The sequence below is a fragment of the Xanthomarina sp. F1114 genome (assembly GCF_026410255.1).
Taxonomy (GTDB): Bacteria; Bacteroidota; Bacteroidia; order Flavobacteriales; family Flavobacteriaceae; genus Xanthomarina.
On sequence record NZ_JAPMLL010000017.1, the window covers coordinates 18,711 to 35,709 of the forward strand.

At 33.1% G+C, this 16,999-nt stretch carries 14 protein-coding genes; 2 read left to right on the forward strand and 12 right to left on the reverse strand.

Annotation, left to right across the window (positions count from 1 at the left end; translation table 11 throughout):
• Positions 1–12 precede the first annotated feature (12 nt).
• Complete coding sequence (locus tag OS188_RS13255; protein ID WP_267149333.1) at positions 13–1,821, reverse strand: hypothetical protein; 1,809 nt, start codon at positions 1,819–1,821, stop codon at positions 13–15.
• A 178-nt stretch (positions 1,822–1,999) separates the two neighbouring features.
• Positions 2,000–4,273, reverse strand: a complete 2,274-nt coding sequence (locus tag OS188_RS13260) for a T9SS type A sorting domain-containing protein (RefSeq protein WP_267149334.1) — start codon at positions 4,271–4,273, stop codon at positions 2,000–2,002.
• A gap of 346 nt (positions 4,274–4,619) precedes the next feature.
• Between OS188_RS13260 and rlmF the strand changes: the two genes are divergently transcribed.
• Positions 4,620–5,570 carry a 23S rRNA (adenine(1618)-N(6))-methyltransferase RlmF gene (rlmF, locus tag OS188_RS13265; RefSeq protein ID WP_267149335.1) on the forward strand — a complete coding sequence of 317 codons (951 nt, stop codon included), beginning with the start codon at positions 4,620–4,622 and terminating at the stop codon, positions 5,568–5,570.
• Positions 5,571–5,657: 87 nt separating this feature from the next.
• Positions 5,658–6,950, forward strand: a complete 1,293-nt coding sequence (locus tag OS188_RS13270) for a DUF2254 domain-containing protein (protein ID WP_267149336.1) — start codon at positions 5,658–5,660, stop codon at positions 6,948–6,950.
• 181 nt (positions 6,951–7,131) lie between these two features.
• On the opposite strand, the gene OS188_RS13275 is transcribed toward OS188_RS13270, so the two are convergent.
• The 10 genes from OS188_RS13275 to OS188_RS13320 all read right to left on the reverse strand — a co-directional run bounded on the left by OS188_RS13275 (position 7,132) and on the right by OS188_RS13320 (position 16,880).
• A complete protein-coding gene (locus tag OS188_RS13275) occupies positions 7,132–7,899 on the reverse strand; it encodes a M90 family metallopeptidase (RefSeq protein WP_267149337.1) in 768 nt (255 codons plus the stop codon).
• A 140-nt stretch (positions 7,900–8,039) separates the two neighbouring features.
• Positions 8,040–8,438, reverse strand: a complete 399-nt coding sequence (locus tag OS188_RS13280) for an STAS/SEC14 domain-containing protein (protein WP_267149338.1) — start codon at positions 8,436–8,438, stop codon at positions 8,040–8,042.
• Positions 8,439–8,493: 55 nt separating this feature from the next.
• The gene (locus OS188_RS13285; RefSeq protein WP_267149339.1) at positions 8,494–8,859 is read right to left on the reverse strand and encodes an arsenate reductase family protein; all 366 of its coding nucleotides are present in this window, start codon (positions 8,857–8,859) and stop codon (positions 8,494–8,496) included.
• Positions 8,860–9,141: 282 nt separating this feature from the next.
• Complete coding sequence (locus OS188_RS13290; protein ID WP_267149340.1) at positions 9,142–9,567, reverse strand: helix-turn-helix domain-containing protein; 426 nt, start codon at positions 9,565–9,567, stop codon at positions 9,142–9,144.
• A gap of 106 nt (positions 9,568–9,673) precedes the next feature.
• Complete coding sequence (locus tag OS188_RS13295; RefSeq protein WP_267149341.1) at positions 9,674–10,609, reverse strand: alpha/beta fold hydrolase; 936 nt, start codon at positions 10,607–10,609, stop codon at positions 9,674–9,676.
• 25 nt (positions 10,610–10,634) lie between these two features.
• Positions 10,635–12,260, reverse strand: coding sequence for a hypothetical protein (locus OS188_RS13300; RefSeq protein WP_267149342.1), 1,626 nt, complete (start codon positions 12,258–12,260; stop codon positions 10,635–10,637).
• A gap of 101 nt (positions 12,261–12,361) precedes the next feature.
• Positions 12,362–12,859 carry a hypothetical protein gene (locus OS188_RS13305; protein WP_267149343.1) on the reverse strand — a complete coding sequence of 166 codons (498 nt, stop codon included), beginning with the start codon at positions 12,857–12,859 and terminating at the stop codon, positions 12,362–12,364.
• A gap of 19 nt (positions 12,860–12,878) precedes the next feature.
• Positions 12,879–14,393, reverse strand: coding sequence for an AMP-binding protein (locus OS188_RS13310; protein WP_267149344.1), 1,515 nt, complete (start codon positions 14,391–14,393; stop codon positions 12,879–12,881).
• Between the two features lie 5 nt (positions 14,394–14,398).
• Entirely contained in the window at positions 14,399–15,397 is a 999-nt protein-coding gene (locus OS188_RS13315) for a 3-oxoacyl-ACP synthase III family protein (RefSeq protein ID WP_267149345.1), read from the reverse strand.
• Positions 15,387–16,880: a sodium:solute symporter family transporter gene (locus tag OS188_RS13320; RefSeq protein ID WP_267149346.1), complete on the reverse strand. Its 1,494-nt coding sequence runs from the start codon at positions 16,878–16,880 to the stop codon at positions 15,387–15,389. The genes OS188_RS13315 and OS188_RS13320 overlap by 11 nt, the downstream gene beginning before the upstream one ends.
• Between the last annotated feature and the right edge of the window lie 119 nt (positions 16,881–16,999).

A 16,999-nucleotide genomic window follows, 5' to 3' on the forward strand; every position in this document is an offset into this window, starting at 1 on the left:
AGAATTAAATATTTAAACCATTTCCAATTCTGGAATAGTAACCGCTATTAACTCTTCTTTGTATAACTGAAGATCCTTTTGAATCTTTGTATTGTCAGAAGAAATTGAGGTTAAAAATAAATTCTCATAATAATTAATACCTTCAAATAAATTGCTTTTAAAAGCTTTCCATTTTTTTATTTGTTTGGTTGTCAGTTCTTCAGAAATAGTATTTATTTCATTTTTTAGATAGTCCACATACATTTTCAATTCTTTTACAAACATGTTTGGACGGTTTTTCTGTGAAAGTACTGATGCATTTCCATAAATATGCTGCATCATTTTAGAAAGTGACACTTCTTTATCAAAATAAGCCATATTTGGTCCAGGACAAATAACAACCCCTTGCGCCTGACCTTTTATTTTTATATCGTTTTCTAGATAAGAAGCATTGGCCAACCCGACACAAAGACAAGCTTTTTCGGTTATTTTGGCTTTAGCATTTTCATACATACTTGAAGAGACTTCACATTTTTTAGCTTCTAATTCTTTGAGTTTTACATCTTGATATTTTTTTGAGGCTGTACAAATTCCTTCAGGCCCAAATTCTTTACTTAAAGCCAGATATTTTTTCGGACAAGAACTTCCTGCTTTATTCTCGTCAATTCGTTTTTGTTTAAAAAACTCGTTAGTAGTTCCTTTTATGGTGTTAAAAGGAACTCCTAGGGGCGAAATTCCACTTAAATACAAATCTTTTTCTTGAGCATTTGCTAATAAATCTCTGGTTTCTTTATCTACAGATGTGGCTTCCGGAACTAACAAAAATGGGCTTCCCCAACCTACAGAATCTACCTGATAATTTTCAAGTAGAAACTCATGTTCATCTGCTGTTCCAACGCCACCTTGTACGGTTAATTTTAAATCCAATGCTTGTTTTGGAACTACTAAGCCCTTTGCAATTAGTCCTTTTACATAAACATCGTGAGTGTCTTGAATTAATTCAGCTCTTTTATTTTTAAATTCTTCTAAAATGGGTCCTAATAAAAACCCTTCCGTAGCAAAGGCATGTCCGCCACAGTTTAAACCAGATTCAATTCTGTATTCTGAAACCCAAAGTCCTTTTTTAGCAAGAAATTTTCCTTGAATAATTGCTGAACGATAATCGCTAACTTTCAGGATAATTTTCTTTTTCAATTTTCCTTCTTCATCGGGAAAAAAATCGGTGAAATTTTCAAAATAGCTGTATAATCTTGGATTCATTCCTGCAGAAAGCACCACTGAAGAATTTAGATTACTCTTAGCAAAACCACGAAGCGAGGCATGCGCATCGTTAAACTCTACTGGTAACTGTTCGCCTTTAATAAAATTATCCTTATCCACTTTAGTCATGATGTTTACATCGATGTCTCCGGCTAACAAATGTGTTTCTAAGTAGTTTTTTATATTCTCTTTAAGTGCTGAACCTTCATCGATTAAATTAGAAAGTCCTTCTTTAATTGTAGATTTATTTGGCAAGGTAGCCATGAAATTATCTAAAGCTAATTTACTTTCTGATAATTCGGTTTTAAATTTTGAGAATTTATCTTTGACAATACTGTCAACTAAATTTAAATAAGAAGTAATTCTTTCCGCACGATAATCTTGTGCTTTTTGTGATATTTCCTGATAAGGAATATCGAATTTCTTACTATAAAAGGCGTTCATTTTTTCCATGAGATCGTCGTCTATTATCGATATTACGGAAGAAATACCAAATTGAGCCACGCGAATAGGACTATCTATTGTATAAGCTAATCCCATGACTGGAATATGAAAACTATGAAGTGATTTAGCTAAAGTCATCTTTTAATTTTTTATGAAAATTAAATAAGCCCCAAAAATGCAGATTTCATTTTAGATAAAAGATGATATATATCATACCTTTTAGTCTTTTTTAAAATTTCCCTTCATAATTATATAAAAAAAAGAGCCTGCTATAAAAGCAGACCCTTTCCATAAAAAACAATTAATCAATAGCTTACTATTTTCTAATTACTCTAATATTTTCTGAAACTCCTTCCATAGTTACTTGAACCATATACATTCCAACTTTAAATTGAGACATATCTAATTGGCTGCTATTACTATTAGGAGAAACTCTTAACATTTCCTGACCTAAAAGGTTATAAACTGTAATATTGTCGATGTTTTTCTTTGCCTTAATAGTAAACACATCTGATACTGGATTAGGGAAATAAGAAAGACCACTTATTTCTTGAATTTCAACATTTTCAACTGATAATGTTGCGTAAGTATCTAAGTAAAAATCATCTACATAAAAATTGTAGTCTTTAGTTCCGTCATTACCTTCATTTGCCCAAAAAGCTAATTTAGCAGTTGCTGAGTTATATGCTGATAGGTCGATAATTACGTTATCTCCTGTATTAGAAGGCGAATTTGCTTCATTCCAAGTATAAACAACACTCCATGTAGCTCCATTATCTTCACTAATTACTAATTGTACCTCATCATTTGCTTCCATAGTTTCAGCATCTGTACCAGAAAATGCTGTAACTCCAACATTAACAGAAATTCCATTATCTCCACTAGATAAATCTAAAGTTGGCGATACTAACCAATCTTGATCTCCACCTAAGTAAAAATTAAATCTAGCCGAACCTGAATATCCATCATTTAAAAAGCCATCTTGAGACCATCCTCCATTAGCTCCATTAGGACCAGTAGCTACATCCGTATTATCTCCTTCGCTCCAACATGCTGGTAAAAACTCAGTAAAGTCTTCTAAATAAGGTAATGAATAAACGTCGCAAGCTGTTGTAAATGCGAAAGGTCCAATCCAATCACTTGTATCTCCAGCACCACAGTCTGAACGTACATAAAACTCATATCCTGTTGCAGCATCTAAACCTGCTAGCATATATGGATTATCTGTAGTATTGTCAACTGTAGGAGTTTCTGTTGGTGTAAATCCAGATTCACCATATTCAATATCCCAAGTTGTAGCAGTTCCATTTTCTTCCCAAGAAAGATTAACAGAATTTGAAGTAATGTCCTCCACATTTAAATTAGATGGATAAGGACAAGTTGGAGCAAGACTCCAAGAAAGGTCATCTACAAGTAAGTTTTTATTTTCTTCTCCAGTTCTTAAAGCAAATGTAAGATCTCCAGAAGGCAATCCTGATGGTGTTGACATAAACTCACTTGGAGTTGTACTTTCCGTAACAATTGATGAAATTAAAACAAAAGTAGAAGCATCCGTTGCATCGGTTAAGTAACCAAATTCTAAGGTTTGACCAATTTGAGAAGCAACCGTGGCTTTATAATTTAATTTGAATTGATGTGTTCCAGCCCCGGCATTACTAACTGTTTGCAAAGCAACCATACCTCTATCTGCTGCAGAAGTACTTTGAATATGTAAAGCTCTACTTCCATTTGATGAAACTGAACCATTATTAACTGTTTTTACTACTCCAGTTGTTCCAACTTGACTTAAACAAATAGGAAGTGTATTTCCTTCGGTAGTTTCAAAATCTTCAAAAAATTCAGTTACAACATCACAACTAGTAGCGAAGTTATACGGTCCAACCCAATCACTAAAATCGTCGGCTCCACAATTAGCTCTAACATAATATTCGTATGCTGTTGCTGCTGTTAAATCTGAAACTACAAAAGAATTAGAATCTGCTGCTAATCCAGCACCTGAAGGCATTCCCGTGTCAGGAGCTTGTACAACATATTCCCAAGCTGTTTCAGAAGCTGCTACATCCCATGTAAGGGTTGCTGTTGTAGTTGTAGTTGTTGAAACTCCTAAATTTGAAGGTGCAGGACAGGTTATTGCACTTACAGAAAAGTCTGTAACGTCAAAATCTAAAGTTCCTGCATAAGCACCAACAGCAATATAAACTGTTTGACCAGGAGATAAAACAGCCGAAATTGTTGTAGGCGCCGTTGTAGATAAGTCAGAACCAGCTAAACAGTCATCAAAATCCATTCCTGAACAAGTAGCATATATTCCTGCTGCATTATTAGATGCTCTATTTACAAAAGTTATTGCAATTTCCTCGAAGCCCGCTGAAGTGTATTGGAACATATATACATCATCATTAAAATACACACCGTATACACAGCTATTTGGAGGGTTATTGTTCCAATCTTGTGTTCCATCTGTAATAATTCCAGTTTCAGTAAATCCATCTGTAAGTGTTACAGCTGTATCACAACCATATTGCGCTTGACTTTGCCAAGAAAAGGCAAAAAGACAAATGGTAAAAATCCATAAGGTAGTTTTTTTCATAATTCTATTTTTATTTTAGTTAATAACTAAGGTTTTGTTTGAAAAATTAAAAATAAAGCAACATCTTAATGTAGAAAAAAAATACCCCCATTTATAACCACTCATTACAGAAAAAACATTACTAAAAAAGCACTCATTTAATTATAAGCAACTCATTTTAAGAGTCTTAAATAAGCAATAATAGTGCTAGCAATTATTAAAAAGAAGACATAAATTAGAGAAAAGCAGACATTCAAACTGAACAATACGTTGCGTTTTCTATAATAATTCTGTTAAATTTGTAAGGGTATTCTTTGTTTGAAATCAATTATTAGAATAATAAACAGTTATAAATTTAAAATAAATCATGTCTATAAAAAAACAAGAGAAATTCGAGCTTCATTCTCGAAACAAAAACCGAAAGAGATATGATTTAAATGCTCTAAAAGTAAGTACTCCCGAATTAAAAAACTATATACAAATTAACAAACACGGGGTAGAATCGATCGATTTTTTTAATCCAACTGCTGTTAAGCTTTTAAATAAGGCCATCCTTCATTATTATTACGGAATAAAAAGTTGGGAGTTTCCCGATAAAAATCTATGTCCTCCAATTCCAGGAAGAGCAGATTATATTCATTATATAGCTGATTTATTGGGTGAAAATAATTTTGGTGCTATTCCTATTGGCCATGGAGTTACATGCCTAGATATTGGGATGGGAGCTAGTTGTATATATCCTATCCTTGGAGTTACAGAATACGACTGGCGGTTTATAGGATCTGATATTAACGCAGTATCGATTAATACGGCACAACATATTGTTGATTCTAATCCTTCGCTTAAAAGCAAGGTTATATGCCGTTTACAAAAGGATCCAAAACATATTTTTCACGGCATTATTAACAAAGAAGACAAAATCGATATAACCTTGTGCAACCCTCCTTTTCATTCATCTATTGAAGATGCTAAAAAAGGTTCTAGAAGAAAAGTAAAAAATCTATCTGGGAAAAAAGTAAAAACACCTGAACTCAATTTTTCAGGAATAAGCAAAGAGCTTGTATATGATGGAGGAGAGTATAAATTTATTGAGAACATGATAAATGAAAGTAAATTGTTTTCTAAAGACTGTTATTGGTTTACAACATTAGTATCAAAGCAATCTAATCTAAAAGGAATTCTTCAATTATTAAAAAATTCTGAAGCTAGCGAAGTACGGAATATACCTATGGGAACAGCCAATAAACTCAGCAGAATTGTAGCCTGGACATTCTTATCTAAAACCGAGCAAACAGAATGGAGAGAAACTCGATGGTAAGCACACTTATAAAATTTCTTACATTATGTGATTAAAATTTTATCTAGAAAATATAAATTTTGCTAACTTGTAGATTCAACTCTTTTTATGAAATCGCTCTACAATAGATTTATAAGCTTTATAAATACCATTCGTGGGAAGATTGCCTTTTTCCCTACTCTATTTAGCATTGTGGGTTTTAGTTTTGCCATGCTAATGCTGTATTTGGAAAAAATTGGCATCTCAGCATTTGTTATCGAGCACGCTCCGCAACTAGTTATAAACAATGCAGACACAGCTAAAACACTTCTTAGTTTTTTAACAGGGGGTATTATTTCTATTATGGTTTTTAGTTTTTCTATGGTTATGGTTTTGCTTAATCAAGCATCAAGCAATTTCTCTCCACGTGTTTTACCTGGTTTAATTTCAAATAGAAATCACCAGTTTGTTTTAGGCATTTATTTAGCAACAATTTTATACAACACTTTTACCTTGGTAGGTATTAATCCGCAAGAAAATGATAAATACCAACTGCCTGGCTTTTCTGTTCTTATTGGTATTATCCTTACCGTTATTTGCTTGGGGGCTTTTCTATATTTTATTCATTCCATCTCTCAATCCATTCAGGTCAATAATATTTTAGATAGTATTCACAAAAAAGCTAAAAAGCGCTTGGAATATTTATTGGAAAAAGAAGCAGAGGAAGTGGCTTCATTTCCAGAAACCTCCAATTGGAAAACCTATTACAGTTCTGAAACAGGTTATTTTCAGAATATAGCCATTTCAAACCTCATCAATATTTGTGAAGAGGAAGACATTCAAATAAAAATTTTAGTTATTCAAGGGATTTTTGTTTTAGAAGGGATTCCCATTATTCAAGTTAGTAAGAAAATTGAAGACGATACTGTAAAAGATATTCTATCTAATTTCAACTTTGCAAAAGGAGAGTTTGTTGAAGACAATTATGCTCTTGCTTTTAAACAAATTACAGAAATAGGCATGAAAGCCATGTCTCCAGGAATAAACGACCCAGGAACAGCTATTACTACCATAGATTATTTGACAGAGTTGTTTTCTTTACGACTAAAAAAGAATGATAAGACTATTATAACTTCCAACGACAAAGCCTTAATTGCAGTTGCTTCTACAAATTTCAAAGAGTTATTATATCAAGTTATGGTTTCTTACAGAACCTATTGCAAACAAGATTTAAGCTGTATCCAAAAGTTATTTATCATGTTTAGATATTTATTATTACAAGAGGCTCATTTACCAGAATATCACGACGCCTTAATGGCCGAAGCCAAATTATTATACCAAGACACACAGAAATCTATTCAAAACCCAACAGATTTAAGACGTATTGAAAAATTATATCAAGGTCTACCAGATTATAATTAGTTTTTTTTGAATTATTCTTATACAGGTAAATTGAAATTCACTATAATTATAAACATTAGATTATTAAAGATTTAGACATGTTATTTATTGGAGATTTACATCCAAAATAACGCCACAAATAACAACCTAAAGCCTTGATGTTATTATAAATTAATGAGGTAAAATCTTCTATATTTCTGAATTATTTTATGGAAAAACAAGCTTTAAGCATTTGGTATAAATCAGGGTGATTCTTTTTCATTAGTTCTGGTTTTTCAAAAAAGTACTCTGAAGCTACTGCAAAAAATTCAGCTTCATTTGTGCCTCCATAATTTCTAATATCAGATTTATTATCATTAATGGCTTCCATTTCTTTATGGATAATTTTTAACCAAGGAATAACATACGGCCGTTGTAAAAGAGTTTCTGGTACTCCATCTGTAATTCCATCTTGTTTGTCTATTAAATGAACAAACTCATGAATTCCGGTGTTATAGCCATCTGGTTTTTGTTTAAACCCTTCATGCAAAGCTTTTCGCGAAAGAATCATTTGATGTTCAAATTGCCCGGTACCAACCATTCCTCCAATCTGTCTTTTCTTATCGGTTTTTGAAAACCTTAGATCCTCATTAAAGTGATCTGGATATACCAGAACCGTACTCAAGTTTTTGTAATGCCATTCTGGAAAGTTAAACACAGGTATTACTGCACTAGAAGCAATTAATACTGTATCAAGATCGTTCAATTTTACACCTACACTATCCAAATACACTTCACTTAAAAACACCATCATCCTATATTGAAAACGTTGTTGTTCCTCAGTGGGTAAATCCCTATAAAAATGAACATGCTGCATCAATAATTTATGCCATTTTGATGGAAAGGATTTTACTTTCTTTTTTCGGGTAGAAACAAAAGCGTAGACAGCAAAAATAACAAGAAGAGAAAAAGCAATAAGAGTAAATAACATTATAAACGGATAGGTTGTTATAGAGAAAAACAAAATTAAATTAATTGAACAGAGCTTTTGTACACAAAAAAAAGTAGGAGATAACATAAAAGTTTATGAAGATTTATATTCCTCAGAAAAACCTAATTCCTTTCTATAAATTATTCTTTACCTCTTGGTTCTTCACTTACAAATTGTAATGCTTTTTCCATTTCAGAAATGTCAAAATAACGTTCTTCACGACCTTTTTTCTTATTTTTAAAAAACAGATTATCAACGGGTACAAGTGCTTCCATTAATTTTGAGTTTCCCACATAAGCTAAACGTCCTAATTCGTCAAACTTCCTGTTTATAAAAACTAAATCTTCAAAAAACGCTTTAAATTCAGTTTTTGTCACTTTGTATTCATCAAATTTTACAAGCACATTTACTGTATTAAATCCTTCTTCCAGTTTTTTATTAAATAATTTTTGTGCTAATTTCTCGTCGGTTTCTGTAAAACCATCAATCACTTCAAATGCAAGTGTGTTGGAGTCAAATGTTTTGATTTGTTCTATCATTTTTACGGTTTTAAAATTAAAATCATTGAATAAACATAAAGTGATTTTTTGCTAACTACAACCTGGAAAGATTGCTAGGTGTCTTTACAAATATAGCCTTATGACCTCTTATTGCTATAGGCTCTTTCAGGAATTTTGGGTTATTTTGAAGAACCTTAATCCAATCCTCATCAGAAAAATTAGAGTTATACAAACCTTCATTAAAATCTGAATGTTCCTTATTTACTAACCCTTCAATGCTAACTTTTAATTTACTCGCTAATTCTTCCAAATGGGTACCAGTAAACTTATTTGTTAATATGTTTATATTTCTTAGTGCAAAGCCTTCGCCTTTTGCATAGCCCAAAGTTTTCGACGCGTTAGGTCTATCTAGATTATAATAAAGTATAATTTCTCTTTCTGAACTTGCTAATTCTGGCATATATATGACGTTTTATTAAAATGTTACTTCAAAATAACACCTTAAATCCCAAGTAAGACAGTAGGTAGATATAGATTTCAACTTTAAAGTTAAAGTAATTTTATTACTTCTAAAAACACTTTATAAAACAATAAGAATAGTTTGCGTGTTGAACAACTCTATAGGTATTGCATTAAATGCCCATTTCTTAAATTTGAATTTTGATACTATTATTGATGAATTATAACTAGATATAAATCCACAAAAAACGTCATTCTTTTATATAAGCCCGGAAGAATTATGCTAATTCCCACCGGCCTTATTCCATCTAATTACAAGAAATTTTGAGCCTAATTCTGTAATTATTACACCTTTATCTGTATATACATCTCTGTTTGAAAGAAAAGCTTGCATTTCTTCGAAAGTCACAATTTTATAGGTTGGATCATAAACATTAAGATCTGGTTTTCGAATATTATATTTCTTTATCCAATTACTTATGGTTGAATGAGAAACACCTAAAACTCGTTCTATTTCACGCAGACTTAATCCTTCCAAATATAATTGAATGGCTTTAACGATATAGTAGTTATCAATTTTTTTTCCAACCTTCCTAACTGTAAAATGATAAGCGCATCTTTTACAGAGGTAACGTTGCTTATTATTGACAATTCCACTTTTTACAATGCCTTCTTGGTCGTTGCATTTTGGACAAATAGCTATTTCCATAAACAAGTTTTAATCTTTACAAATATACATGAATGACGAGGACGAAAATAAAAACACCCTTAAATCAAATAGAATCAAGGGTGCATTTTATTTGTTTAGGTTTAAATTACTTTAAAAATTCTAATATGTGGCTATTAACCGCTTCAGAGTTTTCAAATTGTGCGAAATGACCAGTTTTTTCAAGCATAATTAAACTTCCATTTGGCATCTTAGAGATTCCATCTTCTGCTATTTTTTGAGTTTTTCCTGGGTTTAAGTATCTATTTGGAATGAGGTTATCTTGAGCTCCAAAAATTGCCAAAGTAGGTTGTTTTATTTGTGGTAAAAATTGGTAAATAGGTTGTTCTACCATCCCTTTCACAGATTGTGACACAGCATAAACATATTCATCAAACCCTTCGGCAGTTCGCATTGCAACCCGATCTGTATACATAAATTCAGCATCATCTGGCATATTATAAAAATTGTATGCTAAATTTGTTTGAATTTGGTCTACCGGTGTCAATCTTACGGCATCAGGAGTCATTACGTTAGCAAGCCAGCTTCGTTGACCTTTATTAAAAGTTTCAAAACCAGCTGGAGCTACTAAAACAAGTTTTTCTACCAAATCTGGGTATTGTAAAGCAGTTGTAAGTGCAATTTGCCCGCCCATAGAATGTCCGACTAGAACTACATTTTTAATTTCTTTCTTTTCTGCAAACTCCTTTATTACTTGTGCATAATAGGTCATAGAAAATTCGTAATTTCCTTTAGAAGACTTTCCATACCCTGGAAGATCGATAGCAATACAACGATAATGGTGTGAAAGTACCGACATATTCTTATTCCAAGCTGGAATATAGCTTCCTAATCCATGAATAAAAATAAGGGTTTGATCTCCTGTTCCTTGCTCCACATACGCCAAAGTAGTATTGTTAGATAACTCTATTTTTTCAACAGGAAGATTGTATTCCAAATCATCCATAGTTTGCAAACCAGCAATTTGAGTGGAAGCGCAGGAAGATAAAATAAGTGACATAAAAACAATTATTATATTTTTCATCTGTATAAGTTTTTCTTTAGTTCAATTAAAAAATCAACCATTTTAGTCCAATAGCTGTAGTCCAAGGATCGACAGGTTTCGAATCTAGGTTTCCGTTTACAAGTTTAGAATTGTAAAAATCTCCTAAGCCCATATAAGCTCCGTAAGCTTCAATAGATAAGAAGGCACCTAGGTCGTAAACTAATTTTCCGTTTACTTCCCAACCTATAAAGCCACCTCCACCAGTTGGTTCTTGATTTGACATGGCAAATGCCCCTCCAATTTTTGAATGGAATTTATTAGGAACAATATCATATCCTACGTTTACAGTACCTCCCGTCATTCCATACCCCATATTGGATAAATCTGCTACGGCAGCAACATAGCGATTAACTACATTTCCATGAGGGAAAAGAATATAACTTCCTTTACCTATCATTAAACCTACCGGACTTCCCCAGGTATTACCGGTAATAACACCTGTGTATTTTCCATCTGAAATACCATTTTTATTTGCAGACGTATAAACAGCATCTACTGTAATAAAGTCGTTAATTGTTTGTCCGTACCTATATCCTGCTCTTAAATTGGCCGCTACCCCTACAATATCCACGGTTGTATTATAACCTTCGCCTGCATCCTGACGAATACTTCCTATATTAGAATTTACATATCCAGACAAGAAATAACGATCGTTCATCATATCTTCATTCCTGCTAAAATACCCTCCAAGCCAAACAACATCCATTTTATATGGATCTGCACCTAAAGGGAATTTATAGGCTCCGTTATATTCTGTTAATAAACTTCTTGGTCCTTGTCCAAGAATACTTACTCCACCTTTACCGTTAGAACGGTCTTTTAAATAATATGCAGAGGCTCCAACATTCCAATTTTTAGCAACTTGCATTTGACCATTCAATTCATAAAGTGACACATCGTCAACAAGTTCGGCATTGTTTTCATAAAGTTTATAAAAACCTCCTTTTACTTTATAAAAATCGGCATCTTTCCTTACCGAAATACCTGCACCATTACTTCCCCAGTAATTTAAACGGTAGCCCGTATTTATCATTTTGTCTAAGGTTGTACGATAGGTATCGTGAGGGGTGTCGAATAATCTCTGTAAACCAATATTTATGGCCCATGTTGGCGCTGGTCTATATTCTACTTCTATATTCTGTGTTTCTAAATTTACTTGGCCTCCAGAAAGTGCACCTCCAGAGTGTGAGCCTACTCCGTAAGCAGAATCTCCCCATGTAAAATCAATTTTAAACGAAGACCTCAATGTTACTTTTCCATCAAAAATAGCTGGAGAATAGACAAAGAAAGGTAGAAATCGTTGTTCGTAAAAGTTTGCTGTTTGGTTGCTAAAAGTTTTAGTTGTATTGGCTCCAAACAATCGACCTACAATTTGTCCTTTTAAAAACTCATTTTCAGGTGCGAAGTTTTGAACCATTGCTTGTGTATAAGAAAACACAAATACTTGAAGCTGTTTATTAGCTCTTGCTGGTATAACCTTATCAAAAGGAGTGTCGTTAATAAAGGAAGATTTGTGAATTTCATTTTGGGTTGTAAATAAGCTATCGGTTTGTTTTTTATTCCAATCTTGAGCGAACCCCAAGAATGGAATTAAAACTCCTAAAACAAAAAACATGTTATGTCTTTTCATCTTTTGTGTAGTTAAGGTGTTAAAATCAAATATTATATATAATACGGCAAGAGGATAAAAAAGATTAAGCCGAAATTGAATTCGGCTTAATCATTAAAAAATTAGTTCATTTTTACATAATCTTGAACATTCATCATTCCAAAAGCTCCATCTGAAGTGCTTCCAAAACCAGCTTCTGCAGTTGGAGCTGTTACTCCTGATTGTGCTGGTTGAGTTTGTGCTACCTCATAAGTAAGCTCCGCACCATTAACCTTGTAAATTCCTTCTGAAGTTAATGTAGTTGGGGACGATTGTTCCAAAACTATATTTCGGATATCACCTGCTCCATTTGATGTGGCATAGGTTCCCGCTAATTCTGATTCTGCTCCATCCTTATATGTTTTTACCAAATAAGTTTGGTTGTTTTTAAATTCTACGTGAAGAGAATCTACAAAACTTGCTAAAATAGGTGCAGGAACTGGAGCTCTCCATTTTCCTACAATCACATCATAATTTGCTGGTGGTTCTGGATCTGGTGTATTATTGTCATCATCACTGCTGCATCCAAATGCAAATAACGCTGCAATGGCAGCCATTGCTACATATTTTCTTGTTTTCATAATCATTGGTTTTAAAGATTTATTTAATTAAACTATTAATATTAGTACTCAGTTTTTTACGATCTATTTTACCCGCATCGTTCTTCGGGAATTCTTTTATAAATTCAATATATTTTGGCCATTTAAATTTTGCTAATCGGCTTTTACAAAATTCCATAATATCTTCTTCTGTAACGGCAGCAGCATCTTGATTTAATTGAATGTACGCCTTACCCACTTCGCCCCATTTTTTGTCTGGAACCGCAACAACCACACACATTTCTACATCTTCTAAAAGTAAAATTACCTTCTCAATTTCAGAAGGGTAAATATTCTCTCCGCCACTGATAAACATATTCTTAATTCTATCTACAACATACAGATAGTTTTCTTCGTTCTTAATTACAACATCTCCAGTTTTAAACCATTTTCCAGTCTTATCGAAAGCTTTTTCGGTTTCCTCATCATTCTTCCAATATCCCGGCGTTACAACGGGTGCTTTTATCCATAATTCTCCCGGTTCATTAGGCTCTGCTTCTTCATTATTTTCAGTCATAATTTTAGTGTGAATATAGAAGTTGCTTCTACCAATAGAGCCTTTATAGCTAATGGCATCATCCTGATGAAGAGACGTTAAGTTGGGTCCAACCTCCGTCATTCCATATCCTTGACGAATGGCAACATCAATATTGGCATAAGTTTCAATTAAAGGAATAGGCATAGCCTCGCCACCAACTATAATATACTTGAGACTTTCAAAGTTTTGTATTCCGAAATTTTTCTCATGAGACATCATATGAAGCATAGTAGGAACTCCCATAAAAACAGAAACTTTTTCGCTTAAAATTAAATTGTTTACAGTTTTTGCATCGAATTTTCTGCATAAACACACATAACCTCCATGGTGCAAGACAGGGTTTACCAATACATTCCAACCACCAGTATGAAAAGGAGGCATAACATTTACCGTATTGGTTTCCGTATTTATTATTAAAGAAATAGAAGTATTTATACTATTCCAAAACAGCATTTTGTGGGTATACTTTACACCTTTTGGAAACCCTGTTGTTCCAGAAGTGTATAATAGAAAAATACAATCATCATCAAAAAGTGGAAGGTTTTCAAAATGAGAAACTTCATTTTTATTCCAATTTTCTGTCAACTTTTCAATAGCCAAAGTAAATCCTTCTGATTTCTCAGGAATGAGTTCTGCAAATTGATTTTCGTAAAAAATAACTGATGGATCTGCGTCTTTTATTATATACTCAAGTTCCACAGAAGACAATCTGTAATTTAACGGGACAATAACAATTCCAGATTTTTGTGCTGCAGAGAACAAACTAACATATTCTAAACAGTGTTCTGCCAGAACAGCTACTCTATCTCCTTTTGAAAGATTTAGCTCAGTAGTTAAATAACTTGCCAAATTACCCCCTGCATTATTTAATTGGGCATACGTAAACGATCGCCGAGTCTCATGCTCTTTTACGGCAATTTTATTAGGGCTATAAACTGCCCATTTTCCTATCCAATCTTGTTGATTGATTTCTTCCATTTAAACTATTTTCTAAATAAATTACAAGCAAAAGCCAAACCTCCGCCAGAGCCCATAAACATTATTAAATCGCCATCTTTAATACGTTTCTCTTCATTGTCTGCCACCGAATAAGCCATTGGAATACATGCAGAACCGGTATATCCGTATTCGTGCATAATAGTAATGGCCTTTTCTCTATCTACCCCAAGCTTATTTAAGGTTTGAAAAATGGTGTTAATATTTATTTGTGTAAAAAAGAAATGATCCACTTCTGATACGGATACGCCTTCTTTTTTACACAATTCATTTATCATTGAAGTCCATATTTCTGGGTTTATTTCCGTTGGAATTTTCTGAACAAACTGGAGCTTCTCTTGTTTTTCGTCTAGGACTTTCTGTGAAAGCGGTGTTTTGCTTCCTCCAGCATAAATTCCCATCCAGGAATTGAATTCGCCTCTGGTTTTTAACAGACTTTGAAGCATTCCAGATCCATCCTCAGTTGCTTTTAATACCACTGCACCAGCTCCATCGGCAAAAAGGGTCACTGTTTTTTTATCTTCAAGATTTAGATATTTACTCATCATATAAGCACCTACCACAAGAACGTGCTTGTATTGAGCATCGGCTTGAATAAATTTACTAGCAGTATCTAAAGCTGTAACAAATCCGGCACAAGCTGTGTTTATATCGAAGGTTCCTGCATTAATTAATTGCATTTTATCTTGTACAACAGAAGCTGTAGATGGCGAAACAAATTCCGGAGTATCTGTTGCTATAATTAATAAATCAATGGCTTCCGGTTTTAATCTTGCATGATTTAATGCTTCCTGACACGCATCAACTATTAAATCTGAAATTGCGTCACCTTCTTCAGCCCATCTACGATTATAGATTTGAACATTGTTTTGAAGCCAAGTATCCACATCCTCTCCTAATAATTCATTAAAATATTGATTAGGGACTACTTTTTTAGGGACAGCCATCCCCGATGAAATAATTTTTGCGTTTCTTTTATGCAACATTTTCACTTAATTTTATTTTCTTTTTTAATAATAAATAACTAATACCTCCCACAAATAAAGATGCAAGAATAGCTAATGCTCCGGCTACTGCAGGGTTTCTAACTGGCCCGGAAGTGTATTCTGTAAGTCCGCCATAATAAACCGCTACATAAACAACTATCGAGGTGAGAGTAGCAAATAATGGTGCTTGACTAGGAACATGTTTTAAAAATATGCCAAATAAAACTGGAACAAAAGCAGCTGAAAAAAACATGTAAACACCATTTTGGGCAAATATTCCAACACTTAAATTTGGGTCTACTAATTGGTCGTAACTCATTAAAATTGTAACAATTGCAAGAGCAACAATAACCCAACGATTAATTTTTTTCTTTTTATTTTCAGAATAATCCTTTTTAGTAAGTGGAAGAATAATATCATTAGTAATTGTAGTACTCAGGGACTGTACTAGTCCTTCTAGGGTAGAAAGTCCGGCAGCAAGTAATCCAAAAATTACAATAACGCCTAAATATGGGGTGAATCTATTTACTACATAAACACTAACAATAGAGTCTAAAGGCACAGCCACGCCATCCTGCATTAAGTCTGGCATTTGTAAACGCGCATAAAGCCCAACAATTAAGACTGAAAAGAATAAAATAAGCACTAGAATAGAAGTAATAAGGTATTTATTTGTGTCTTTCTCACTTCTTAACATAAGCGAACGAGTAATAATATGTGGCTGACAAACGATAGCAATTCCAATAATAAAATTACAGACAACCACTTCAAAAAAGTCTCTAAACAGAGGACTTTCCGGATTGTATTTTTGAGTTAACATTGGATCGATGGCATTTATTTTTTCCCAAAACCCTGACAAACCCACATCAAAATACTGATAGCCTGAAAACAAAAGAATAACAGCCACTATAGATATCATTACAGCTTGTATCGCATTATTTTTAATCATGGAGTTAGCTCCACCAAACATGGTATAACCAAAAACAAATAAAACCAATCCTAGGAGAACATATAATTCTGATATTCCAAGAGCACTTGTAAGTACTTTTACTATTCCCACACAGATTAATACAATAAATGTGATTAAAAGCAAGGACAGAAATGCTATAATGCGACTGTGTAACTTATTATTAAACCTATTGCCAATCCACTGTGCAAGTGTTAAAGCTTTGGTAGTATGACCTATTTTCTGAAAACTTTTGGTCATAATAATTAATGAAAGAAATAATCCAACAGGCATAACTACAGACAACGCAAAAAACGCACTCCAACCATACATTGCTACAAATCCCGGATTGATAATAAAAGTAGCTGCGCTAGTCACGCTTGCTGCTAATGAAAGTCCTACCACAATAGGAGACGAACCTGTTCCTACAGCATAATCTTCTAAAGATTTTGTACGAAGAGCTCCTCTTATTACAAAGAATAAGATTAGCGCCATGTATAAAACAAGCAGGATAGAAGTGACTAGAGATATACTCATTTAGAATTGTATTTTCTTATCGACTAATTTAAAACAAAAAGAATAACATGAACAACTATATCTATATCAATATTACAAATATAGATAAATGAATATTCATTAAAACCCTACTTTTACCA

What these genes read in the sequence shown, in the direction of transcription:
- rlmF (WP_267149335.1), top strand. Translation starts at nt 4,620, where the DNA reads ATGTCTATAAAAAAACAAGAGAAATTCGAGCTTCATTCTCGAAACAAA.
- OS188_RS13290 (WP_267149340.1), bottom strand. Translation starts at nt 9,567, where the DNA reads ATGGAAATAGCTATTTGTCCAAAATGCAACGACCAAGAAGGCATTGTA.
- OS188_RS13270 (WP_267149336.1), top strand. Translation starts at nt 5,658, where the DNA reads ATGAAATCGCTCTACAATAGATTTATAAGCTTTATAAATACCATTCGT.
- OS188_RS13280 (WP_267149338.1), bottom strand. Translation starts at nt 8,438, where the DNA reads ATGATAGAACAAATCAAAACATTTGACTCCAACACACTTGCATTTGAA.
- OS188_RS13305 (WP_267149343.1), bottom strand. Translation starts at nt 12,859, where the DNA reads ATGAAAACAAGAAAATATGTAGCAATGGCTGCCATTGCAGCGTTATTT.
- OS188_RS13320 (WP_267149346.1), bottom strand. Translation starts at nt 16,880, where the DNA reads ATGAGTATATCTCTAGTCACTTCTATCCTGCTTGTTTTATACATGGCG.
- OS188_RS13310 (WP_267149344.1), bottom strand. Translation starts at nt 14,393, where the DNA reads ATGGAAGAAATCAATCAACAAGATTGGATAGGAAAATGGGCAGTTTAT.
- OS188_RS13285 (WP_267149339.1), bottom strand. Translation starts at nt 8,859, where the DNA reads ATGCCAGAATTAGCAAGTTCAGAAAGAGAAATTATACTTTATTATAAT.
- OS188_RS13300 (WP_267149342.1), bottom strand. Translation starts at nt 12,260, where the DNA reads ATGAAAAGACATAACATGTTTTTTGTTTTAGGAGTTTTAATTCCATTC.
- OS188_RS13315 (WP_267149345.1), bottom strand. Translation starts at nt 15,397, where the DNA reads ATGTTGCATAAAAGAAACGCAAAAATTATTTCATCGGGGATGGCTGTC.
- OS188_RS13255 (WP_267149333.1), bottom strand. Translation starts at nt 1,821, where the DNA reads ATGACTTTAGCTAAATCACTTCATAGTTTTCATATTCCAGTCATGGGA.
- OS188_RS13275 (WP_267149337.1), bottom strand. Translation starts at nt 7,899, where the DNA reads ATGTTATTTACTCTTATTGCTTTTTCTCTTCTTGTTATTTTTGCTGTC.
- OS188_RS13260 (WP_267149334.1), bottom strand. Translation starts at nt 4,273, where the DNA reads ATGAAAAAAACTACCTTATGGATTTTTACCATTTGTCTTTTTGCCTTT.
- OS188_RS13295 (WP_267149341.1), bottom strand. Translation starts at nt 10,609, where the DNA reads ATGAAAAATATAATAATTGTTTTTATGTCACTTATTTTATCTTCCTGC.